The following is a 20,216-nucleotide window of genomic DNA, read 5'->3' on the forward strand; positions in this document are numbered from 1 at the left end:
GGCTGTACATCTGGAGAGGTCATGTTCAGCATCGGAGACTTCGCCAGGCTCGGGCTCGTGTCGGTGCGCATGCTGCGGCACTACGACGCGCTCGGGCTGCTGCGGCCCGCACACGTGGACCCGGCCACGGGATACCGCTCCTACCAGGCGGCGCAGCTCGCGCGGCTCAACCGGCTCGTCGCGCTCAAGGACCTCGGCTTCACGCTGGAGCAGGTCAAGGCCATCCTCGACGACAAGGTGAGCACCGAGGAACTGCACGGCATGGTACGGCTGCGCCGCGCCGAACTGGAGGCGCGGATCAGCGCCGACCTGGCCAGGCTGCGCGGCGTCGAGACGAGGCTCCGCAGCATCGAGCGGGAAGGCCGGATGGGCACCGACGAGATCATCGTCAAGGAGGTCGCCCCGGTCCGGGTGGCCGAGCTCAGCGCCGTCGCGGCCAGTTATGAGCCCGAGCACATCGGCCCCGTCATCCAGCCGCTCTACGGGCAGCTCTGCGACCGGCTGGAGCAGGCGGCGGTGACGATCACCGGGCCGAGCATCGCGTACTACCTGGAGCGGGAGGACGGGACGGTGCGGGTGCACGCCGCTTTCGCGGCCTCGGCCGAGCTGGGCGGCCACGACGGGTTCCGGGTCGTGGACCTGCCGCGGCTGGAGGCGGCGGCGACCGTCATCCATCATGGTTCGATGGACCAGGCCGGCACCACCTACCAGGTGCTGGCCCACTGGATCGAGGACAACGGTCACCGCGCTCTCGACCTGGGCCGGGAGGTCTATCTGCACTGCCCGGAAGACCGGTCCGCGTGGGTGACGGAACTGCAGATCGGGATCGGACCACATGGAGCTGGACGAACATCGGGCTGAGCTGGCCGGCTACTGCTACCGGATGCTCGGATCGGGGTTCGAGGCCGAGGACGCGGTGCAGGAGACGCTGGCCAAGGCGTGGCGGGGGCGTGACCGGTTCGATCCGGTACGGGGTCCGTTGCGGCCGTGGCTGTTCCGCATCGCCACCAACGTGTGCCTCGACATGCTGCGCGGCGGCCGCCGCCGGGCCCTGGCCGCCGACCTGGGCCCGGCGGCCGAGCCCGGCGCGTCCCTGGGGGAGCCGCTGCCGGTCGAGTCGTGGATCTACCCGGTGCCCGATCGGCTGCTCGACCCGGCGGAGCTGGCGGTGTCGAGGGAGACGGTGCGGCTGGCGTTCGTGGCGGCGTTGCAGCACCTGCCGCCGAGGCAGCGGGCGGTGCTGATCCTGCGCGACGTGCTGAGCTGGTCGGCGGCCGAGGTGGCCGACCTGCTCGGCGCCAGCGTCGCGGCGGTCAACAGCGCCCTGCAGCGCGCCCGCGCGACGCTGCCCGCCGGTCCCGCCGGTTCTGCCGGTCCCGCCGGGGACGTGGACGAGGGGCTGCTGGCCCGCTACGTCGACGCCTTCGAGCGCTACGACGTCGAGACGCTGGTGGCGCTGCTGCACGAGGACGCCACGTCGTCGATGCCGCCGTTCGGCTGGTGGCTGCGCGGGCGTGACGACATCCACCGGGTGCTCGCCGCCGCCGGAGCGCCCTGCGAGGGCTCGCGCCTGGTGCGGACCTCGGCCAACGGCCTGCCCGCGTACGGCCAGTACCTGGACGGCGAGCCGTTCGCCCTCGTGCTCGTCGAGACGTCGGGCGGCCTGATCAGCGCCATCACCACGTACCTGGACCCCGGGTTGTTCCCGTTGTTCAGGCTCGCCGATGAGTTCCGGCGCGCCGGTTCGTAGTAAGAGATGAAGGAGGCGAAAATGCCACAGATCATCGAATGTCCCGAGCGTCACTACATCGGGATCCGCAAGAGCATCACCATGACGACCTTCCACCTGGTCGCCGACCGGATCGGCGAGCTGTACGGCTGGCTGGCGGCGCGGGGCACACCGCCGGCGGGCGGGCCGTTCTTCCGCTATCTGGTCATCGACATGGACGGGGACCTGGTGGTGGAGGCCGGCGTGCCGGTGCACGAGCCGGTGCCGGGCGAGGGCGACATCATCGCCGGCACCCTCCCGGCGGGCCGCTACGTCCAGGAGACCCACGTGGGGCACCCCGACCAGCTCGTCGACGTCACCGACGCGTTGCTGCGCTGGGCGCGGGAGCAGGGGCTGAGCTTCGCCATGAGCGAGCAGCCGGACGGTCAGCACTGGGACAGCCGCCTGGAGTTCTACCACACGAACCCGGAGGAGCAGCCGGACATGACCAAGTGGGAGATCGAGCTCCAGTTCGGGCTGGCCTAGCGCCAGGCGTCGAGCAGGTCCTCGGGCGTCACGTGCGCGACCCCCTCCACGTCGCATCCGCTGCGGGCGACCGCGAAGAGCGGCGTGGAGGTGTCAGCGCCGGGCATCTTGGACCGGTGGACGATCAGCTCGCTGAGGTCGTGGTGGTCGAACGGCCGGTTCTCCAGCCACTTGATCGACCCCAGCAAGGTGATCGTCTTCGCGATCGGCTCACGGTCGGCGCCGACGAGGTCGATCTCGGGGTCGTTGCTCCTGGTCCAGTAACCCCCGACGGCACCCGTGCCGTCGGGCATCCCCTCCATCCGCCGCAACGACTCCCGCACCAGCGGCTCGACAGCCATCCCCCGCCACGCGGCCCACGAACGCCTGATGCGCTCCAAGGCGAGATCCCCGCGCCCCCGGTAGACATACGGCAGCCCAGGCTCGATGAAGGACAGCCAGAACCGTAGATGCGCGTCCGTGATGTGGTAGCGCGTCTCCCTGCTCGGCCGGGTGGACAGCGGCAGCTCAGCCCGGACCATGCGCTTGTCCATCAGGATCTGCAGGCCACGTTTGATCGACGTGCTGGGGATGCCGGCGGCGGCCCTGCTGATGGAGGAGTAGGTGCGCTGCCCTGAGCCGATGGCCTTGAGCAGCACCCTGGCCTGGGCGTCGGCGGGAAACTCGGCGGCCAACGCGCGCTCCCCGCTCACCGTCAGCGCGGAGGTCGCGTCGGGGACGGCCGCGTCGAGGAATGTGCGGAGGCTCGCGCCCGCCGGCCACTCGTCCAGGATCATGGGAAATCCGCCGGTGATCAGGTAGGCGTCCATGGTCTCCGCGGCCGGCAGTCGCAGTCTCTCGGCCACGTCGGCCGGGGTCAGCGGTTCGACGATCATCTCGGAAGCCCGCATGTAGAAAGGCCGGTCGTACTGGTTGATCGCCTCCATGACCGACAGGTCGGAGCCGATGAGGAGGAGCAGAACCGGGCGGCGGGAGAACTCACGGTCGAAAAGCCGTTGCAGCCTGCCTTCGAGGTGCGGGTCCTGGGCGATCAGGAAGGGGAGCTCGTCGATGACGACGATGCTGGGTGAGTCCTGAGGGACGGCCTGGGCCAGAAGGCGCAGTGCGCTGTCCCAGGAGGTGGGAGCCTGCTCGTCGAAGAGCGCCGCCCCGGGCAGCTCCGAGGCGGCGGCGTCGGCGACGAAGCCGGCGAGCTGCTCGGGGAACGGCTCCTGTGCCGCCGTGTAGAAGAAGCCGGGCACACCTGATCGCCGGATGAACTCCTCCGCCAGCCGGGACTTGCCCACCCGACGGCGGCCCCGCATCAGGATCGCGCGCCCTGGCCGGTCTCCCGTGCCCACGCGCGCGAGGAAGCGTCCGAGGGAGGCCAGCTCCCGGCTCCGTCCGATGAACACGCATACCCTCCAGCAGTTAGGGACCAATTTTGGGCCTACCAAGTTTGGTCCTGCCGGTTCTGGTCCTATCCTAGCGCCAGGCGTCGAGCAGGTCCTCGGGCGTCACGTGCGTGACCCCCTCAACGTCACATCCGCTGCGGGCGACCGCGAAGAGCGGCGTGGAGGTGTCAGCACCGGGCATCCCCAGCAACAGCACCGGCCGCCTGGAGAACTCCTGATCGAACAGCTTCTGAAGCACGCTCTCGATCGACCGATCCGCTTTGATCAGCTAGGGCAGCTCGTCGATGACCACGACGCTGGGCGCGTCCTCCGGCAGCGAGGTGGCCGGGAGCTTGAGCGCGTCGCGCCACGAGGCGGGGTGGGCTGCTCCCGCAGGGCCGATCCGCCGGGCAGGCTGGATGCCCGCACCTCTTCACAGAACGTCTGCAGTTCCCTGGCGGGCGTCTGCCCGGCGGCCGTGTAGTACACGTACGGCACGCCTGCCTGTCGGATGAACTCCTCGGCCAGCCGGGATGTCCCCGCGCGTTGGTCTCACGAATGAGACGCGGATCAAAGGCCGAGGGCCGCTCCCACGTCGTCCTTCAGGGCCCGGAGCTGCCGGTCGGCCTCGGCGCGGGCCTCGGCGACGTCGCCCGTCACCGGGACCACCACCTCCAGGTAGCACTTGAGCTTGGGCTCGGTGCCCGATGGCCGGACCACCACGCGGGCGTCGCCGGAGAGCGTGAACCGGAGCCCGTCCGTCGGCGGCAGCCCGCCGTCGCCCCGGCTCAGGTCGTCGGCGCGCGTCACCGTACGGCCACCGAGGGCGGACGGGGGAGTGGCGCGGAGGCGCGCCATGGCGCCGGCGATCAGCGACAGGTCGTCCACCCGGACGGACAGCTGCGACGTGGCGTGCAGCCCGTAGCGGCGGGCCTGGTCGTCGAGGAGGTCCAGCAGGGTGCGGCCGGCGAGCTTGGCCTCGGCGGCGATGGCGGCGACAGTGAGCGCGGCGCCGATGCCGTCCTTGTCGTGGACCGGCAGGCCGTCGGCCGAGCCGACACTGTAGCCGATCGCCTCCTCGTAGCCGAACACCAGGCCGGGACCGGCCTTGATGATCCACTTGAAGCCGGTCAGGGTCTCGCCGTAGCGGACGCCGTGAGCGTGGGCGATCTTGGACAGCAGGGTCGAGGAGACGATCGTGGTCGCCACCATGCGGTCGCCGGACGTGTGGGTGATGACGTGCTCGGCGAGCAGGCCGCCCACCTCGTCGCCGGTCAGCATCCGGAACTCGCCGCCCGGCAGCGGCACGCCCACGGCGCAGCGGTCGGCGTCGGGGTCGTTGGCCAGCACCAGGTCGGAGCCCAGCTTGCGGGCCAGGGCGACGGCCAGGTCCATGGCGCCCGGCTCCTCCGGGTTGGGGAACGCCACGGTGGGGAAGTCCGGGTCGGGGTTGCGCTGCTCCTCGACGGCCATCGGCGTCTCGAAGCCGGCCGCGAGGAAGGCGCCCGTCAGCGTGGCGGAGCCGACGCCGTGCAGCGGCGTGTAGGCCACCCGCAGCTCGCGGGCGTCGCCGAGCGGCAGCGCGACGACGGCGTCGATGTAGTCGTCGACGATGGAGTCGCCCAGCTCCGTCAGCGAGCCGGGGCCGTGCAGCGGCAGCTCGCTCACCGGGCCGACGGCGTCGATGGCGGCGGAGATCTCGCTGTCGACCGGCGGCACGATCTGCGAGCCGTCGCCCCAGTAGACCTTGTAGCCGTTGTCGCGCGGCGGGTTGTGGCTGGCGGTGACGGTGACGCCGGCGTCGGCGTCGAGGTGGCGCACGGCGAAGGCCAGCACGGGCGTGGGCAGCGGGCCGGGCAGCAGCGAGACGTGCAGCCCCGCGCCGGTGAGCACGGCCGCCGTGTCGCGGGCGAACACGTCGGACTTGTGGCGGGCGTCGTAGCCGATCACGACGTGCTTGCCGGGACCGAGCACGCGGGCCAGCCCGGCGGCGGCGCGCATGACGGTGACCCGGTTCATCCGGTTGGGGCCGGCGCCGAGCTCGCCGCGCAGCCCGGCGGTGCCGAACTCCAGCTTGGCGTCGAACCGGTCGCGCAGCGCCGCCGTGTCGCCGCTCTCCAGCAGGGCCGACAGCTCGGCGCGCGTGTCGGGGTCGGGGTCCTGCGCCAGCCAGGCGCGGGCGCGATCGGTGAGCGTCACAGCCGGTCGACCACCTTGGCCAGCAGGTCGCCCATCCGGGCGGCGGTGGCGCGGCCGACCTCCAGGACCTCCTCGTGGTCGAGCGGGTCGCCCGCCAGCCCGGCGCCCGGGTTGGTGACGAGGGAGACGCCGAGCACGTCCAGCCCGGCCTCGCGGGCCGCGATGGCCTCCAGCACGGTGGACATGCCGATCATGTCGCCGCCCAGCGTGCGCAGCATGCGGATCTCGGCCGGCGTCTCGTAGGTGGGCCCGCGGAAGGCCACGTAGACGCCCTCGGCCAGACTCGGGTCGATCTCGCGGACCAGCTCGCGCAGCCGCCTGGAGTAGACCTCGGTCAGGTCGAGGAACGTGGTGCCGGTGATCGGGTTGACGCCGGTCAGGTTGATGTGGTCGCTGATCAGGACCGGCTCGCCGACCCGCTGCGTCTCGGGCCGCAGCCCGCCCGCCGCGTTGGTCAGCACGACCGTGCGCACCCCGGCCGCCGCGGCGGTGCGTACGCCGTGCACGACCGAGTCGACGCCGCGCCCCTCGTACAGGTGGCTGCGGCCGAGGAAGACCAGCGCGTGCCGGCCGCCGTCGGTGCGGATGACGCGGATCTTGCCGCCGTGCCCGGCCACGGCGGGCGCCGAGAAGCCGGGCAGGCCGGTGAACGGGATCTCGGCGACCGTCGCGCCGATCGCGTCGGCGGCCGGCACCCAGCCGGAGCCCATCACGAGGGCCACGTCGAAGGTGTCGAGGCCGGCGGCCGACTTCAGGGCCGCGGCGGCCTCGCCGGCCACGGTGTACGGGTCGTTGCTCACCTTCAGTAGTTTAGGAGCAGCCTGTCCAGCACCCGCACCCCGAACTGCAGGGCCTCGACCGGCACCCGCTCGTCCACGCCGTGGAACATCGAGGCGAAGTCCATGTCGGCCGGCAGCCGCAGCGGCACGAACCCGAACCCGCGCACCCCCAGGTCGGCGAAGAACGTCTTGTTGTCGGTGCCGCCCGACATGCAGTAGGGCACCGCGCGGGCGGTCGGGTCCTCGGCCTTGAGCGCCTCGATCATCGACTCGACCAGGGCCCCGTCGAAGGTGGTCTCCAGCGCGATGTCGTGGTGCACGAACTCGCGGCGCACCTTCGGCCCGAGCAGCGTGTCGATCGTCTTGAAGAACTCCTCCTCGTACCCCGGCAGGAAGCGCCCGTCGACCACGGCGGTGGCCTGGCCGGGGATGACGTTCGACTTGTAGCCGGCGCCGAGCTGGGTCGGGTTGCTGGTGTGGCTGAGCGTGGCGCCGACGAACCGGACCAGCGGCCCGATCTTGTCCAGGACCGGCGCCGGGTCCGCCTCGTCGAACGGCAGCCCGAAGGCGTCGGCGACCTCGGTGAGGAAGCGGCGCACGGTGGGCGTGTACGTGATCGGCCAGTCGTGCGCGCCGATCCTGGCCACGGCCTTGGCGATCTCGGTGACCGCGTTGTCGGAGTTGAGCATGGAGCCGTGCCCGGCGGTGCCGTCGGCGATCAGATTCATCCAGGCCAGGCCCTTCTGGGCCGTCTCGATCAGGTAGAGCCGCAGCGACGGGTCCACCTCCAGGGAGTAGCCGCCGACCTCGCTGATCGCCTCGGTGACGCCCTCGAACAGCTCGGGGTGGTTCTTGGACAGGTGCTTGGCGCCGTAGACGCCGCCCGCCTCCTCGTCGGCGACCCAGGCGAACACCAGGTCGCGGCGGGGCTTGCGGCCCTCGCGCTTGAGCTGGCGCAGCACGGCCAGCATCATCGCGTCCATGTCCTTCATGTCGACCGCGCCGCGGCCCCAGATGTAGCCGTCGCGCACCTCGCCGCCGAACGGGTCCACCGACCAGTCGGCCGCGTTGGCCGGCACGACGTCGAGGTGGCCGTGCACGAGCAGCGCCGGGAGCGACGGGTCGGTGCCCTCGACGCGGGTGATCACGTTGCCCCGGCCGGGCGCGCTCTCGATGTAGGTGGCCTCGATGCCGACCTCGGCCAGCCTGCCCATCACCACCTCGGCCGCGGCCCGCTCGCCGGGGCCGGAACCGTCCCCGTAGTTGCTGCTGTCGACGCGGATGAGTTCCACGCAGAGGTCGGCGACCTCGTGCTCGGCAGGGGTCATGGTGTCTTCTCCAAGGTGAGCAGGCCGGACTTGTGCAGGTGCCCGCGCTTGTAGGCGCGGGTTATGAGAGTGACATTGACGTCGGTGACCTCGTCGAGCAACCCGACGACGCCCGACAGGAACCGGTAGAGGTCGGCCTCGTGCGCGGTGGCGACCTGGACGATCAGCGCGTGCGTCCCGGTGGTGGCCGCGCAGTAGCGCACGTTGGGATGCGCGGCCAGCGTCTGCCCGACCCGGTCCAGGCCGTGCGGGCGGACCTTCAGCCAGAGCTGGGCCTCGACCTCCAGGCCGATCAGCGCGGGCTCGACCTCGGCCCGGGGCAGCAGCACCCGCCGCTCCAGCAGGGAGGCGACGCGCCGGCGGGCGGTCGGCACGGACAGGTCGAGCCGGTCGGCGATCGTGGTGAAGGCGATCCGCCCGTCGGCGGCGAGCAGTTCGGCGATCTCCTGCTCCAGCGGGGACAGGCCGTCCTCGTCGGGCAGGCACTCGGCGGGCGGCGCCGGCCGCAGCTCGGCGACCTCTTGGTCGGTGAGGTAGGGGGCGTGCCACTCGGCCACGGTCCTGAACGTGTGCAGCACCACCTGGGTCTGCGTCTGGGCGACCCCGTCGATCCCGCTGATCTGCGCGGAGAGGATGTCGTGCAGGTCCTCGCGGGAGGGCGAGACCAGCTCGCTGCCGACGTCGGTGGCGCCCGTCAGGGAGTAGACGGAACGGGTGTCGGGCCGCGCGGCGAGCGCCTCGGCGACCTTGCGCGCCATGCCGGGACGTACCTGCGCGTGCAGGTGGACGGGACGACCGTGACCCGAGCGCAGGTCGTCGTAGATGGCGGTGACGCGCACCACGCCTTCGGCCAGGAGCCGTTGCAGGCGGCGGGCGACCGTCCGCTCGTGCTCGCCGATCGCCCGGCCGATCTCGCCCCACGGGGCGCGCGGGCTGACCTGGAGCGCGGCGATCAGGCGCCGGTCGAGAACATCCACAGAGAGCCTTATCTGTGTCGGGTTCGTAAATATATAGCCAGATATTTGACTGTTTCGGTCGTCCGAATGCACAGTAGGCCATCTCCGCACTGTTCAGCAAAGGAGCCCACGTGGCGACCTCCCCCCTTGCCTCATCGCCGATCGGTATTCCGAAGAGCCGCGTCCGCCAGTTGTTCGCCGCCAGCGTCGGCAACGTCGTCGAGTGGTACGACTGGTACGCGTACTCGTTCCTGGCGGTGTACTTCTCAGCACAGATCTTCCCGGAGACGGGCAACCCCCTGGTGCCCGTGCTCAGCGCCTTCGCGGTCTTCGCCGTCGGCTTCTTCATGCGCCCGCTGGGCGGCCTGCTGGTGGGCGCGTTCGCCGACCGGTTCGGCCGCAAGTCGGCGATGACGTTCACCATCATCCTGATGGGCGTCGGGTCCCTGATCCTGGCCGTCACGCCCACGTACGAGAGCGCCGGGGTGCTGGCGCCGATCATCCTGACGCTGGCCCGGCTGATCCAGGGCCTGTCGGTGGGCGGTGAGTTCGCCGCCGCCACCACGTTCCTGGTCGAGTCGGCGCCGCCCGGCCGCCGCGGCCTGTTCTCCAGCTTCCAGTACGTCAGCACCACCATCGGCCAGCTGCTCGCCTCCGGCCTGGCCGCGCTGCTGGCCACGATCCTCGCCGAATCGGCCATGGACTCCTACGGCTGGCGCATCCCGTTCGTGTTCGGCGCGCTGATCAGCCTCGTCGGCCTGTGGATCCGCAAGGGCGCCGAAGAGACCAGCACCGTCGCCGCCGACATCCAGGAGGGCAAGGCCGAGCGGCCGGGCCTGTTCGAGTTCCTGCTGCGCTACCCGACCAAGGCCGCGCTCATCGTCGGCATCACGGTCGCCGGCACCGTCGCCTACTACACGTGGACCACGTTCCTGCCGACCTACGCCCAGCAGAACGTGAACTTCGACAAGGCCGACTCGCTCACCGTGGGCACGATCTCGCTGGTCTTCTTCATGGTGCTGCAGCCGCTGCTCGGCATGCTGTCGGACAAGATCGGCCGCAAGCCCATGCTGATCACCTTCGGCCTGGCGTTCACGATCCTGCCGGTGCCGCTGCTCGGCATGCTGACCGACGCGTTCGTCAGCCTGCTGGCCATCCAGATGATCGGCATGGTCTTCCTCGGCTGCTTCACCTCGATCTCGGCCGCGGTGAACTCCGAGCTGTTCCCGACCCGGGTCCGGGCGGCCGGCGCGGGCTTTCCGTACTCGCTGACGGTGGCGATCTTCGGCGGCACCGCGCCGCTGATCGGCACGGCGATGAAGGACGCCGACGCCTCCTACCTGTTCCCGTGGTACATGTCCGCGCTCGCGCTGATCTCCACGCTGGTGTACGTGTTCGCGCTGAAGGAGACGAAGGATCAGCCGCTCACCTAGGAGCTCTTGCAGGGCCGGCCGCGCAACTCCTTGACGTAGTCGTCGGGCGCGCCGGCCCGCTCGGCGGCGTCGGCCAGCACGCCGAGATAGCGGGCCGAGGGCAGGCCGCCCTCGTAGCCGTCGAGCACGTAGATCCAGGCCACGACCTCGCCGTCGAGTGTCTGCACCCGCAGCCGGACCTTGTGGAACAGGCCCCGCGAGGCGCCCTCCCACTGGTCCAGCGAGGTCTCGTCGAACTCCGGCACGTCGTAGAGGACGACGAAGACATGCTCCTCGGGGTCCTCCACGATGGTGGCGATCGCGCCTTCCCAGCCGAAGATCTCCCCGCCGAAGGTCAGACGCCAGCCGGGCAGCCAGCCCACGCCCCGCACCGGGGAGTGAGGGGCACGCATGGCCATCTGCTCCGGGTCCATGTTGCTGCCGTAGGCGGCGTAGACAGGCACAGCAGACAAGAGTAGCGCGCGGCGGCCCGCCCCGTTCGTCAGCAGCTCAGGCGATGCGGGACAATGGTGAACGTGACGAGGATTGCGATCATCGGCGGCGGACCAGGCGGCTACGAGGCGGCGCTGGTGGCCGCACAGCTAGGCGCGCAAGTCACGATGGTCGAGGAGGACGGCCCCGGTGGCGCCTGCGTGCTGACCGACTGTGTGCCGTCCAAGACGCTGATCGCCACCTCCGTCCGCAAGCAGGCGCTGCTCGACGCGCCGTCGCTGGGCGTCGCGTTCACCGGCGGAGCCGACGGCGACATCGGCGCGGCGCACGTCGACCTGCCCCTGGTCAACAAGCGCGTCAAAGAGCTCGCGCAGGCCCAGTCGGCTGACATCGCCACCCGCGTCCAGGCCGAGGGCGTCGAGATCATCAAGGCCCGCGGCCGCCTCGTCGACCCTCAGGTGGTCAAGGCCGGCGACCGCACCATCCGCGCCGACGTGGTCCTCGTCGCCACCGGCGCCACCCCGCGCGTCCTGCCCGGCGCCGAGCCCGACGGCGAGCGCATCCTCAACTGGCGCCAGCTGTACGACCTGGACAGGCTGCCCGAGCACCTGATCGTCATCGGCTCCGGCGTCACCGGGGCCGAGTTCGCCGGCGCCTACCGCTCGCTCGGGGCCGAGGTCACGCTGGTCTCCAGCCGCGACCGCATGATGCCCAACGAGGACGCCGACGGCGCCGAGGTGCTCGAAGAGGTCTACCGCCGCCGCGGCATGAACGTCATGGGCCGCACCCGCGCCTCCTCCGTCAAGCGCACCGCCGACGGCGTCGTGGTCACCCTGGAGGACGGCCGCACCGCCGAGGGCTCCCACGCGCTGATGACGGTCGGCATGGTGCCCAACACCGGCGGCATCGGCCTGGAGGAGGCCGGCGTCCAGCTCGACCGGGGCGGGTTCGTCAAGGTCGACAAGGTCTCCCGCACCTCCGCGCCCGGCGTCTACGCGGCCGGCGACTGCACCGGCGTGCTCATGCTGGCCTCGGTCGCCGCCATGCAGGGCCGCATCGCGGTGTGGCACGCGCTCGGCGAGGCGGTGCAGCCGCTGCGGCTGGCCACCGTGGCCTCCAACATCTTCACCGACCCGGAGATCGCCGCCGTCGGCGTCGCCCAGCGCGCGATCGAAGCCGGCGAGATCGAGGCCAACGTGGTCAAACTGCCGCTGGCGACCAACGCGCGGGCCAAGATGTCGGGGTTCAACGACGGCTTCATCAAGCTCTTCTGCCGGCCGCACACCGGGATCGTGCTCGGCGGCGTCATCGTGGCGCCGCGGGCGTCGGAGCTGATCCTGGCGGTGTCGGTGGCGGTGCAGCAGCGGCTGACGGTCGGGCAGCTCGCGCACACGTTCGCGGTCTACCCGTCGCTGTCGGGGTCGATCACCGAGGCGGCCCGCCGCCTCATGCAGCCCGAGGCGTCGATCGGCATCTGACGCCCGCCCGGACTCTTCCGCCCGGTGATCGCTCAGGAATGCAGGGTGGGCCGGTAGACGAGCTCCTGGGTGCGGCCGTCGAGCGTCCGGGTCTCGATGAGTTCGAGGTCGAAGTCGGCCGCGCCGTGGAAGATCGGGGCCGTCCCGGTCTGCCCGGTGATCACCGGGAAGATCGTCACCTGGACGCGGTCTACCAGGCCGGCGGCCATCAGCGCCCGGTTCATCGACAGGCTGCCGTGCGAGCGCAACGGCACGTCGGACTCCTTCTTGAGCCGGGCGACGACGTCGACCGCGTCACCGCTCGCGACGGTCGCGTCCGGCCAGTCGAGAGGGCCCCGCAGAGTGGACGACACCACCGTCGCCGGCAGGTGCCTCATCCGGGTGACCCACGGGTCACGGACGTCGGAGTCCTCGGTGCTCGCGGCCAGCATCTCGGCGAACTCCCGGTACGTGGTCGCGCCGAAGACCATCCGCTGCTCGCCGCCGTACAGGGCGAGGCGGTGCTCCAGCAGCTCGGGGCCCTGCTTGCCCCAGTAGCCGCCCCAGTCGCCGTCGCCGTCGTAGGCGCCGAAGCCGTCGAGGCTGGAGAAGACGTCGAAGGTATAGGTCGCGGTCATGATGTCTCCTTGAGCGTGGTCGGTCGGATGCCGATAGAGACCGGACAGCTCGGCGAAACTCATCGCCGCGGGCCGTCGTAAGGTGCCCTGAAGCGAAGCGTAAGCGCCGCCGGGCAGACTTCAGGTGTCACAAAGAAACGCGTACGACCTGGAGACGACAAAATGCGCAAGCTCATCTGCTCGACCTACATCACCCTTGACGGCGTCATCGAGGACCCCTCGTGGAGCATGCCGTACTTCGACGAGGAGGCCGGCGCGCTCGCCGGGGAGCTCACGGCGGCGGCCGACGCGCTGCTGATGGGCCGGCGCACGTACGAGGGCTTCGCGGCGAGCTGGCCGGAGCGGGACGAGAACGACCCCGACACGGGGGCCGCCTACTTCAACAGCGTCAAGAAGTACGTGGCCTCGACCACGCTCACCGACCCGGCGTGGAACAACAGCGAGGTGCTGCAGGGCGACCTCGTCGAGGCGGTCACCGAGCTGAAGTCCCGCGAGGGCGGCAACATCCTGATGTACGGCTACGGCGAGGTCACCCACGCCCTGGTCAAGGCGGGGCTGGTGGACGAGGTCCTGTTCTGGATCAACCCGGTGTTCGCGGGCGGGCCGTCGATCTCGGGGCCGCTGGGCGACGTGCGGACGTCGTTCGAGCTGGCCGACACCAAGGTGATGAAGAGCGGCGTGATCGTCGCCACCTACACCCCCGCGGGCCGGTGAGCCGCGCCGCCGTCAGGTGCGGACGGCGCTGATCGCCTCGTCGAAGAGGGCGGCGACGTCGGCGCGGCCACCGGAGCGCACCCAGAGCTCGGTGGCGGTGTCGGCACAGGCGAAGGTGGCGGCGATGACGGCGGGGGCGCGCGGGTCGGGCGCGGGGGCGTCCGCGATGCCCATGCGGGACTCGATGGCGGGGACGAGATCCGCCTGCCAGCGCAGCCGTTTCTCGACGTAGCGGGCGCGGAGCGAGGGCGTGCTGAAGATCAGCGTGGCGATCCGCAGGACGCGTTCGGGGGTGTGGCGGGCGACCATGATGGTCTCGAACCCGGCGCGGAGCGCGTCCCAGGCGGAGACGTCCGGCGGCTGGGCCTCGACGGTGTCCTTGAGGAGCCGGCCCAGGCCGTCCTGGTCGCCGCAGACGAGGTCCTCCTTGGAGCCGAAGTAGCGGAACAGGGAGCGTTGCGAGATGCCGGCCTCCTTGGCGATCTCGGCCATGGTCGTCGCGTCGTAGCCCTGTTCGGCGAACAGTCTCAGGGCGGTGTCGAGGATCGCGGCGACCGCGATCTCGCGTGAGCGGTCCCACAGCGTCGGTGCCTTCGGATGCGCCATGACTCCAGGATATCGAGCCACTGACCGATCGACAGTCACTGACGGCTTGGCAGTAACTGCCAGGTTGGCGTACGGTGTCGGTAGTCGTGCGAGAGGGGTGCGTCCATGACCGGGGTCGACTATCGAGGGCAGACCACTTTGATCACGGGGGCCAGCGCCGGGCTGGGGGTGGAGTTCGCGCGTCAGCTCGCCGCGCGGGGATCGAACCTGGTCCTGGTGGCCAGGCGGCGGGAGCGGCTGGAGGCTCTGGCGGCCGAGCTCGCCAGGGAGCACGGTGTCGTCGCCACGCCGCTGCCGTTCGACCTGGGCCGGCCGCTCGTGGGGCAGGCCCTGGCGGAGGAGGTCGCCCGCGCCGGGCTGAAGGTGACGAGCCTGGTGAACAATGCGGGATTCGGCACGTTCGGCCCGTTCCATGACAGCGAGCCGGGGCGGCTGGAGCAGGAGATCGCGGTGAACGTGACGGCGGTGGTCGAGCTCAGCCGCGCCTTCATCGGGCGACTGCGCGACGAGGGCAGGGGAGTCCTGGTCAACGTGGCCAGCATGGCCGCCTACCAGGCGGATCCGCGCATGGCCGTCTACGGAGCCGGCAAGGCGTTCGTGCTGAACTTCACCGAGGCGCTGTGGTACGAGTCGCGGGGCACCGGGCTACGGGTGATGGCCCTGTCGCCCGGCGCGACCAGGACCGAGTTCTTCGACGTCGTCGGGACGCACGACGCCGCCGGCGGCAGCCGGATGCAGGAGCCCGGCGAGGTGGTCCGGACGGCGATCCGGGCCCTGGACCGGCGCAACCCGCCACCGAGCGTGATCGCCGGCCGCCTCAACCGCGCGTTGGTCGTCGCCGCCCGCCTGCTCAGCCGGCGCCAGATGACGAACGCGCTTGGCCGCCTGACCGCCGGGTCCGCCGCCTAGGCCCGATGAGGACGACGGCGGCGAGGGCGCTCCGGCGTTCCGGCGCCGCCTTCATTCCGGGGATTCCGGGGATTCCGGGCAGAGCTGGGTGCTCAGCGTCCGGCTCGCCCATCGCTCCCAGCGCTCGCGCGGCCAGCCTCGGTCGTGCACGAGCAGCAGGTAGAGCTCGGGGCTGAGCACCCCGTACAGCACGTCGGCGGCCTCGTCGGCCGACAGGTCCGGCCGTGCGCCCGGTTTGCCGAGGAGTTCCTCGGCCGCCCGCCGCTGGACGACGTAGCGGGGATTGACGTCCTGCGGCCACAGGGCGGCCACCTCGGGGTCGCTCGCCACCGCCGCGTCCAGCACCTTGCCGATCGGCGCGACCCGTTCCAGCACCGAGGTCGTGCCGGTGACGTAGGCGCGCAGCAGTTCCCGGGCGGTGCCGGCCGCCAGCGCGGCGGTGAACCACGGCCGGTCCATGGTGGCCACCGGCTCGTCGTCGCCGGCGATCGTGACGTCGACCAGCTCTTTCAGCAGGGTGCGCTTGTTGCCGAAGACGAAGTAGATCGTCTGCACGGCGACCTCGGCCCTGGCCGCGACATCCTGCAGATTCGTCGCGCCGTAGCCGTCCCGCACGAACAGCTCCAGTGCCGCCGCCAGGATGCGCCCTCGCGTCTCCTGCGCCTTCCGCGCCCGCTTGCTCATCGGCTTGACATCACTCATAGCTAGAGTCTATCTCTAGATTCAGTCGCTAGAAGTCAACTCTAGAGAGTGAGTCCAGCCATGTCTGTCATCACCGTCACCCGCTTCCGGGCTGACGCCGCCGACGCCGAGCAGCTCCGCGCCCGGCACACCGCCCTCGTCTCCGCCACCCGCGCGGCCGTCACCGGGCTCACCGAGGCCCGCCTCGGCCGGCTCGACGACGAGACCTGGGTGGGCATCTGGCGCTGGGACTCGGCCGAGAGCCTGCGGGCGGCCCGCCAGGCCGTACCCGGCAACGCCGAGGCCGTCGCGGCCTTCTCGCTCACCCGCGACGCCGCGGTGGAGGACATCGAGGTCCTGGACGAGCACTGAACGCGCTGCCCCGGCCCCGCGCCCGCGGGGCCGGCTCCCCGGAACGAGGAGATGACGTGATCGAGATCGACGCGCTGACCAAGGTGTACGGGCAGGCGCAGGCCCCGGCTGTCGACGAGGTGTCCCTGCGCGTCCCCGCCGGATCGGTCTTCGGCTTCCTGGGCCCGAACGGCGCAGGCAAGACCACCACCATCAAGATGCTGGCCGGCCTGCTGACGCCGACCTCCGGCGAGGTCCGGCTGGGCGGCTTCGACGTGGCCCGGCAGCGTCCGGCCGCGATGGCGCAGTTCGGCGCGGTGCTGGAAGGCTCGCGCAACGTCTACTGGAGCCTGTCGGCGTGGCAGAACCTGATGTACTTCGGCCGGCTCAAGGGCCTGCGCAAGGCCCGGGTCGCCGAGCGCGCCCGGGACCTGCTGACCGGCCTGGGCCTGTGGGACCGGCGCGACGACAAGGTCGGCGGCTTCTCACGCGGCATGCAGCAGAAGGTCGCGATCGCCGCCGCCCTGATCGCCGACCCCCCGATCGTGCTGCTGGACGAGCCGACGCTCGGCCTGGACGTCGAGGCGACCCGCACCGTCAAGAACTGGATCACCGAGCAGTCCCGCGAGCTCGGCACCACCGTCCTGCTCACTACCCACCAGCTCGACGTGGCCCAGGAGCTGTGCGACCGGGTGGCCGTCATGCGCCGGGGACGGCTCGTGGCCGACCTGCCCACGCGGGAGCTGCTGGCCGGCTTCCGCGAGCGCGACAGGTACGAGATCCGCGTCGAAGGGACCGTGCCACCGGGGTTCGAGGCCGTCACCCGCGAGGGCGTCACCACGATCAGCGTGCGGGTGAGCGACCCGGGAGAGGTGTACGAGGTGGTCGCGCGGCTGCGCGCGCACGGGGCCGTCCTGGAGTCGCTGACCCAGGTGCAGCCCGACCTGGAGGACGTGTTCCTCGCTCTGGTGAACGAGCCGTCCCATGCTGCTTGACGTCCTGCGCGCGGAGATCGGCAAGGGCCTGCGCGTCCAGCTGGCCCACCCGGTGGGGCACGTCATCACGCTGCTGATCAGCACCATGATGTACCTCGGCCTGCAGTTCGTCCTCGGCCAGGGCGAGCTGCGTCAGGATCTGCTGCCGCGCACGCTGGTCGCGATCGGCGGCTACTGGTTCCTGCAGTACGCCGCCCTGGTGATGGTGGCCGACCTCATCGAGGAGAAGCGGGCCGGCACGTTCGCCCAGGCGCAGATGACCCCGGCGCCGCCATGGCTGCCGATGCTCGGCCGGCTGATCACCGCCTCGGTGTTCGGCCTGGCGGTGGCCGCCGTCGCCGCGCTCGTCCCGATGCTGGTGGCGGGGATCGCGATCCCGCTGCGCTGGGCGGCCCTCCTGCCGGCCGTGCTGCTGGGGGTGAACGTGCTGGCGTTCACGTTCCTGCTGGCGGCCGTGGCCCTGGTCGCACCGGCGATCGGCGCCCTGCAGTCGCTGCTGACCTCGCTGGTGCTGCTGCTCAACGGCTCGTTCCTGCCGCTGGCCCTCTACCCGGACTGGCTGGCGGCACTGGCCAGAATCCTGCCCACCACCCTGGGCGTAGAGGCGATCACCCAGACGCTGTTCGAGGGGCGGACCCTGGGCGAGCTCTGGCGCGGCGGCACCCTGCCCTGGCTGCTCGCCCACACCCTGGCGCTCATCGCCGCCGCCGGCCTGCTGTTCGTCCGCAACCACCGCCGATCCCTGGAGGAGTTGTCGTGACCGCCGCCCGCGGGTTCGCCGCCGAAGTCCGCAAGGGCCTGCTCAACTTCGCCGCAGGATGGCGCGAAGCCCTCATCCAGATGATCACCTTCCCGCTGTTCTACCTGCTCATCGTGCTGTTCATGGGACGCGGGCAACTACGCGCCGACCTGCTGCTGCCGGTGCTGCTCGGCACGGTGGCGCTGACCTTCATCCACGAGCAGGTCAACCGGGTGTTCTGGAGCTATCTGGGCGACATCCAGTCCGGCGTGCTGGAACAGACCTACCTGACCTCGCTGCCCTCGGCCGCGCTCATCCTCGGCCGCCAGGTCGCCGCCGCGATCTCCGCCCTGCCCACGGCGCTGGCCGTGCTGGCGACCGGCTACACCGTCATCACCCTTCAGGGCGGGCACCTGCCCGTCGACGCGCAGGTTCTCGTGCCGCTGGCCGCCATCGTGCTCGGGACCTGCGGACTGGCGCTGATCCTGTGCGGGCTGACGCTGGTGTTCAAACGCATCGAGATCGTCACCCAGCTGTCGGTGGCCGTCTACGCCATCGCGGGCGGCACCCTCGTCCCCCTGGCCGCGATGCCCGATCCGGTCGCCTTCCTCAGCCGGCTGGTGGTACCCATCGCACCCGGGATCGAGGCGATGCGCGACATCCTGCTCGGCGGGCACTCCCTGGCTGCCCTGCCCACCGGTTGGGGCCTCGGCTGGCTGCTGGCGCAACCGCTGCTGATCACGGGCGCCGGCGTGGTCCTGTTCAACCGGCTCGAACACCTCGCCCGGCGGCGCGGCACCCTCGGCCGCTACTGAACCAGAAGAGAGAGCAACTGACGTGAACGTGTTCCTGTGGGTCCTGCAGGCCGCCCTCGCCGTCGTCTTCGGCCTGGCCGGGGCTGCGAAATCCACCCTGCCCAAGGAGAGGCTGCGGCCCGCGCTGGCCTGGGTGGACGACTTCGGCCCCGGCCAGGTCCGCCTGATCGGCGCGGTCGAACTGCTCGCCGCCCTCGGCCTCGTCCTGCCCGCCCTCACCGGCATCGCCCCGGTGCTCACCCCCTTGGCCGCCACCGGCCTGGCCGTCGTCATGGTCCTGGCCGCCGCAGTCCACGCCCGCCGGAAGGAGCCGCCCGCCATCGCGGTCAACGTGGTGCTGCTCGTGCCGGCCGTGGTCATCGCGTGGGGGCGCTTCGGGGCTTACGCGTTGTGACACGGGTGACGGAGAATCTTCGGCATGGCCATCATCCACCACACCGCACTCAAGCCCACCAAGCTGGAACTGATCACCTCCTGGCTGCCCTCCCGGCCGTGGTACCTCGGCAGGGGAGCGCCGGAACTGGTCAAGGCCGGCGGCTTCCGGCTGGACGACCCGGAGGGCGAGGTCGGGATCGAGTTCATGGTGGTCACCGACACCTCCGGCGGCCACCCGGCCGCCTATCTGGTGCCGCTCACCTATCGCGGCGCGCCGCTCGACGGGGCGGAGCACGCCCTCGTCGGCACCATGGAGCACGGGGTCCTGGGCCGGCGCTGGGCCTACGACGGCTGCCACGACCCGGTGCTGGTCGCCCAGTTGCTGGCCCTGGTCGAGGGCCGGGTCCAGGCCCAGGACCAGAACACCAGCGACACCCCCGACCGGGAGGTCACCCGCTCCTGCACCGGCGACGGCCTCACCGCCGCGGACCTGACCACCGCCGCCGACGACCACGAGGGGACCGAACTGCCCACGGCGGGGGGTCCGGTCCTCCGGTTGCACCGGGTCCTGCGCCCCGCCCCGGGCGGCACGCCCGTCCTGCCTCCGGGAGCGACGGGCCACGTCTCCGGCGCGTGGAACATGCCGGACGGCAGCCGCGCGCAGGGCCTGTTCGCCGTCGTGCGCTAATTCGTCGAGCTTTATCGAATCCTGCCGGAATTGCCGGAAAGCGACGCGGATGACGTTCCGCGGCTTGACCGGGCGCGGCCCGCGCGAAGGTGGTGATGGGCGGCGTGATCGAAGCCGCCCATCACCCCCCCGGCGGGCCGGTAGGCCGGGCTACGGGCGGGCCAGGGCGTACATCTTGCGGCCGGCGATCGTGACCGTGGTGCAGTAGTACTCGGGGCCGGCGGCGTTGGCGGCGCTGTTGCAGGCCTTCGCGCCTGCCGAGGTGTAGCTGTACCACTGGACGATGACCTGGGCGTTGGCCGGTCCCGCGAAGATCGCGGCGGCCGTCGCGGTGGTGACGGCGACGGCGGCCATGCTCGTGGTCAGGCGCTTCAGGGAGGTCTTCACAGGGGCATTCCTCTCGCAGATAAAACACGCAACACGGGATGAAATGCCCCATCTAGGATGTCGGGCACGCAATGGACGATAGCTACTAAATATTCCCACCGCAACAA

The 20,216-nt window shown here is 71.1% G+C and carries 24 protein-coding genes; 13 read left to right on the plus strand and 11 right to left on the minus strand.

The features are described from left to right. Positions 1 to 21: 21 nt before the first annotated feature. From ADY59_RS09930 to ADY59_RS09940, 3 genes are read left to right on the plus strand one after another with little or no spacing between them, the layout of a single operon-like run. Positions 22 to 861, plus strand: a complete 840-nt coding sequence (locus tag ADY59_RS09930; protein ID WP_049560504.1) for a MerR family transcriptional regulator — start codon at positions 22 to 24, stop codon at positions 859 to 861. Further along, a complete protein-coding gene (locus ADY59_RS09935; RefSeq protein ID WP_049560506.1) occupies positions 836 to 1,750 on the plus strand; it encodes a sigma-70 family RNA polymerase sigma factor in 915 nt (304 codons plus the stop codon). The genes ADY59_RS09930 and ADY59_RS09935 overlap by 26 nt, the downstream gene beginning before the upstream one ends. 21 nt (positions 1,751 to 1,771) lie before the next feature. Next, the gene (locus tag ADY59_RS09940) at positions 1,772 to 2,254 is read left to right on the plus strand and encodes a GyrI-like domain-containing protein (protein ID WP_049560596.1); all 483 of its coding nucleotides are present in this window, start codon (positions 1,772 to 1,774) and stop codon (positions 2,252 to 2,254) included. On the opposite strand, the gene ADY59_RS09945 is transcribed toward ADY59_RS09940, so the two are convergent. The 6 genes from ADY59_RS09945 to ADY59_RS09965 form a co-directional block, all read right to left on the minus strand. Continuing rightward, positions 2,251 to 3,648, minus strand: coding sequence for an ATP-binding protein (locus ADY59_RS09945; protein WP_231618635.1), 1,398 nt, complete (start codon positions 3,646 to 3,648; stop codon positions 2,251 to 2,253). The two genes, ADY59_RS09940 and ADY59_RS09945, sit on opposite strands and share 4 nt — an antisense overlap. Before the next feature lie 70 nt (positions 3,649 to 3,718). After that, complete coding sequence (locus ADY59_RS49795) at positions 3,719 to 3,886, minus strand: hypothetical protein (RefSeq protein ID WP_156325404.1); 168 nt, start codon at positions 3,884 to 3,886, stop codon at positions 3,719 to 3,721. A 311-nt stretch (positions 3,887 to 4,197) separates the two neighbouring features. Further along, positions 4,198 to 5,826 (minus strand): phospho-sugar mutase, encoded by a 1,629-nt coding sequence (locus ADY59_RS09950; RefSeq protein ID WP_049560509.1) that lies wholly within the window; start codon positions 5,824 to 5,826, stop codon positions 4,198 to 4,200. After that, a complete protein-coding gene (locus ADY59_RS09955; RefSeq protein ID WP_049560511.1) occupies positions 5,823 to 6,626 on the minus strand; it encodes a purine-nucleoside phosphorylase in 804 nt (267 codons plus the stop codon). The genes ADY59_RS09950 and ADY59_RS09955 overlap by 4 nt, the downstream gene beginning before the upstream one ends. A gap of 2 nt (positions 6,627 to 6,628) precedes the next feature. Further along, positions 6,629 to 7,933 carry a M20/M25/M40 family metallo-hydrolase gene (locus ADY59_RS09960; RefSeq protein ID WP_049560514.1) on the minus strand — a complete coding sequence of 435 codons (1,305 nt, stop codon included), beginning with the start codon at positions 7,931 to 7,933 and terminating at the stop codon, positions 6,629 to 6,631. Beyond that, positions 7,930 to 8,910: an Lrp/AsnC family transcriptional regulator gene (locus tag ADY59_RS09965; protein WP_049560515.1), complete on the minus strand. Its 981-nt coding sequence runs from the start codon at positions 8,908 to 8,910 to the stop codon at positions 7,930 to 7,932. The genes ADY59_RS09960 and ADY59_RS09965 overlap by 4 nt, the downstream gene beginning before the upstream one ends. Positions 8,911 to 9,020: 110 nt before the next feature. Here ADY59_RS09965 and ADY59_RS09970 point away from each other — a divergent pair, with 110 nt between their 5' ends. After that, a complete protein-coding gene (locus ADY59_RS09970; protein ID WP_082309992.1) occupies positions 9,021 to 10,322 on the plus strand; it encodes an MFS transporter in 1,302 nt (433 codons plus the stop codon). Here the strand turns inward: ADY59_RS09970 and ADY59_RS09975 are convergent. Beyond that, positions 10,319 to 10,765, minus strand: coding sequence for a gamma-glutamylcyclotransferase (locus ADY59_RS09975; RefSeq protein ID WP_049560517.1), 447 nt, complete (start codon positions 10,763 to 10,765; stop codon positions 10,319 to 10,321). The two genes, ADY59_RS09970 and ADY59_RS09975, sit on opposite strands and share 4 nt — an antisense overlap. A 72-nt stretch (positions 10,766 to 10,837) precedes the next feature. On the opposite strand from ADY59_RS09975, the gene ADY59_RS09980 reads away from it, so the two are divergent. After that, positions 10,838 to 12,232 (plus strand): NAD(P)H-quinone dehydrogenase, encoded by a 1,395-nt coding sequence (locus ADY59_RS09980; protein WP_049560602.1) that lies wholly within the window; start codon positions 10,838 to 10,840, stop codon positions 12,230 to 12,232. Between the two features lie 32 nt (positions 12,233 to 12,264). Here the strand turns inward: ADY59_RS09980 and ADY59_RS09985 are convergent, their stop codons facing one another. Continuing rightward, positions 12,265 to 12,849: a dihydrofolate reductase family protein gene (locus tag ADY59_RS09985; RefSeq protein WP_049560518.1), complete on the minus strand. Its 585-nt coding sequence runs from the start codon at positions 12,847 to 12,849 to the stop codon at positions 12,265 to 12,267. A 162-nt stretch (positions 12,850 to 13,011) separates the two neighbouring features. On the opposite strand from ADY59_RS09985, the gene ADY59_RS09990 reads away from it, so the two are divergent. Continuing rightward, on the plus strand, positions 13,012 to 13,563 hold the full coding sequence (locus ADY59_RS09990; RefSeq protein ID WP_049560519.1) for a dihydrofolate reductase family protein: 552 nt from the start codon (positions 13,012 to 13,014) through the stop codon (positions 13,561 to 13,563). A gap of 12 nt (positions 13,564 to 13,575) precedes the next feature. Here ADY59_RS09990 and ADY59_RS09995 read toward each other — a convergent pair whose 3' ends face one another. Beyond that, positions 13,576 to 14,169, minus strand: coding sequence for a TetR/AcrR family transcriptional regulator (locus tag ADY59_RS09995; protein WP_049560520.1), 594 nt, complete (start codon positions 14,167 to 14,169; stop codon positions 13,576 to 13,578). 105 nt (positions 14,170 to 14,274) lie between these two features. On the opposite strand from ADY59_RS09995, the gene ADY59_RS10000 reads away from it, so the two are divergent. Further along, a complete protein-coding gene (locus ADY59_RS10000; RefSeq protein ID WP_049560521.1) occupies positions 14,275 to 15,078 on the plus strand; it encodes an SDR family NAD(P)-dependent oxidoreductase in 804 nt (267 codons plus the stop codon). Between the two features lie 51 nt (positions 15,079 to 15,129). Here the strand turns inward: ADY59_RS10000 and ADY59_RS10005 are convergent, their stop codons facing one another. Next, a complete protein-coding gene (locus tag ADY59_RS10005) occupies positions 15,130 to 15,780 on the minus strand; it encodes a TetR/AcrR family transcriptional regulator (RefSeq protein WP_049560522.1) in 651 nt (216 codons plus the stop codon). 60 nt (positions 15,781 to 15,840) lie between these two features. Between ADY59_RS10005 and ADY59_RS10010 the strand changes: the two genes are divergently transcribed. Genes ADY59_RS10010 through ADY59_RS10035 form a run of 6 tightly spaced genes read left to right on the plus strand, consistent with a single transcriptional unit; the run spans position 15,841 to position 19,722 of the window. After that, the gene (locus tag ADY59_RS10010) at positions 15,841 to 16,131 is read left to right on the plus strand and encodes an antibiotic biosynthesis monooxygenase (protein WP_049560523.1); all 291 of its coding nucleotides are present in this window, start codon (positions 15,841 to 15,843) and stop codon (positions 16,129 to 16,131) included. Positions 16,132 to 16,187: 56 nt separating this feature from the next. After that, entirely contained in the window at positions 16,188 to 17,105 is a 918-nt protein-coding gene (locus ADY59_RS10015) for an ABC transporter ATP-binding protein (protein ID WP_049560526.1), read from the plus strand. After that, positions 17,095 to 17,865, plus strand: coding sequence for an ABC transporter permease (locus ADY59_RS10020; RefSeq protein WP_049560527.1), 771 nt, complete (start codon positions 17,095 to 17,097; stop codon positions 17,863 to 17,865). Before ADY59_RS10015 ends, ADY59_RS10020 begins: the two co-directional genes overlap by 11 nt. Continuing rightward, complete coding sequence (locus ADY59_RS10025) at positions 17,862 to 18,659, plus strand: ABC transporter permease (RefSeq protein ID WP_049560530.1); 798 nt, start codon at positions 17,862 to 17,864, stop codon at positions 18,657 to 18,659. Before ADY59_RS10020 ends, ADY59_RS10025 begins: the two co-directional genes overlap by 4 nt. Before the next feature lie 22 nt (positions 18,660 to 18,681). Beyond that, entirely contained in the window at positions 18,682 to 19,053 is a 372-nt protein-coding gene (locus ADY59_RS10030) for a DoxX family protein (protein WP_049560533.1), read from the plus strand. A gap of 24 nt (positions 19,054 to 19,077) precedes the next feature. Beyond that, the gene (locus ADY59_RS10035; protein WP_049560534.1) at positions 19,078 to 19,722 is read left to right on the plus strand and encodes a maltokinase N-terminal cap-like domain-containing protein; all 645 of its coding nucleotides are present in this window, start codon (positions 19,078 to 19,080) and stop codon (positions 19,720 to 19,722) included. 150 nt (positions 19,723 to 19,872) lie between these two features. Here ADY59_RS10035 and ADY59_RS10040 read toward each other — a convergent pair whose 3' ends face one another. After that, positions 19,873 to 20,109, minus strand: coding sequence for a hypothetical protein (locus ADY59_RS10040; RefSeq protein WP_049560537.1), 237 nt, complete (start codon positions 20,107 to 20,109; stop codon positions 19,873 to 19,875). Positions 20,110 to 20,216 lie beyond the last annotated feature (107 nt).

It is taken from the genome of Nonomuraea sp. SBT364 (assembly GCF_001083785.1).
Classification (GTDB): domain Bacteria; phylum Actinomycetota; class Actinomycetes; order Streptosporangiales; family Streptosporangiaceae; genus Nonomuraea.

What these genes read in the sequence shown, in the direction of transcription:
- ADY59_RS09930 (WP_049560504.1), top strand. Translation starts at nt 22, where the DNA reads ATGTTCAGCATCGGAGACTTCGCCAGGCTCGGGCTCGTGTCGGTGCGC.
- ADY59_RS09935 (WP_049560506.1), top strand. Translation starts at nt 836, where the DNA reads ATGGAGCTGGACGAACATCGGGCTGAGCTGGCCGGCTACTGCTACCGG.
- ADY59_RS09940 (WP_049560596.1), top strand. Translation starts at nt 1,772, where the DNA reads ATGCCACAGATCATCGAATGTCCCGAGCGTCACTACATCGGGATCCGC.
- ADY59_RS09960 (WP_049560514.1), bottom strand. Translation starts at nt 7,933, where the DNA reads ATGACCCCTGCCGAGCACGAGGTCGCCGACCTCTGCGTGGAACTCATC.
- ADY59_RS09985 (WP_049560518.1), bottom strand. Translation starts at nt 12,849, where the DNA reads ATGACCGCGACCTATACCTTCGACGTCTTCTCCAGCCTCGACGGCTTC.
- ADY59_RS09990 (WP_049560519.1), top strand. Translation starts at nt 13,012, where the DNA reads ATGCGCAAGCTCATCTGCTCGACCTACATCACCCTTGACGGCGTCATC.
- ADY59_RS09995 (WP_049560520.1), bottom strand. Translation starts at nt 14,169, where the DNA reads ATGGCGCATCCGAAGGCACCGACGCTGTGGGACCGCTCACGCGAGATC.
- ADY59_RS10000 (WP_049560521.1), top strand. Translation starts at nt 14,275, where the DNA reads ATGACCGGGGTCGACTATCGAGGGCAGACCACTTTGATCACGGGGGCC.
- ADY59_RS10005 (WP_049560522.1), bottom strand. Translation starts at nt 15,780, where the DNA reads ATGAGTGATGTCAAGCCGATGAGCAAGCGGGCGCGGAAGGCGCAGGAG.
- ADY59_RS10010 (WP_049560523.1), top strand. Translation starts at nt 15,841, where the DNA reads ATGTCTGTCATCACCGTCACCCGCTTCCGGGCTGACGCCGCCGACGCC.
- ADY59_RS10020 (WP_049560527.1), top strand. Translation starts at nt 17,095, where the DNA reads ATGCTGCTTGACGTCCTGCGCGCGGAGATCGGCAAGGGCCTGCGCGTC.
- ADY59_RS10035 (WP_049560534.1), top strand. Translation starts at nt 19,078, where the DNA reads ATGGCCATCATCCACCACACCGCACTCAAGCCCACCAAGCTGGAACTG.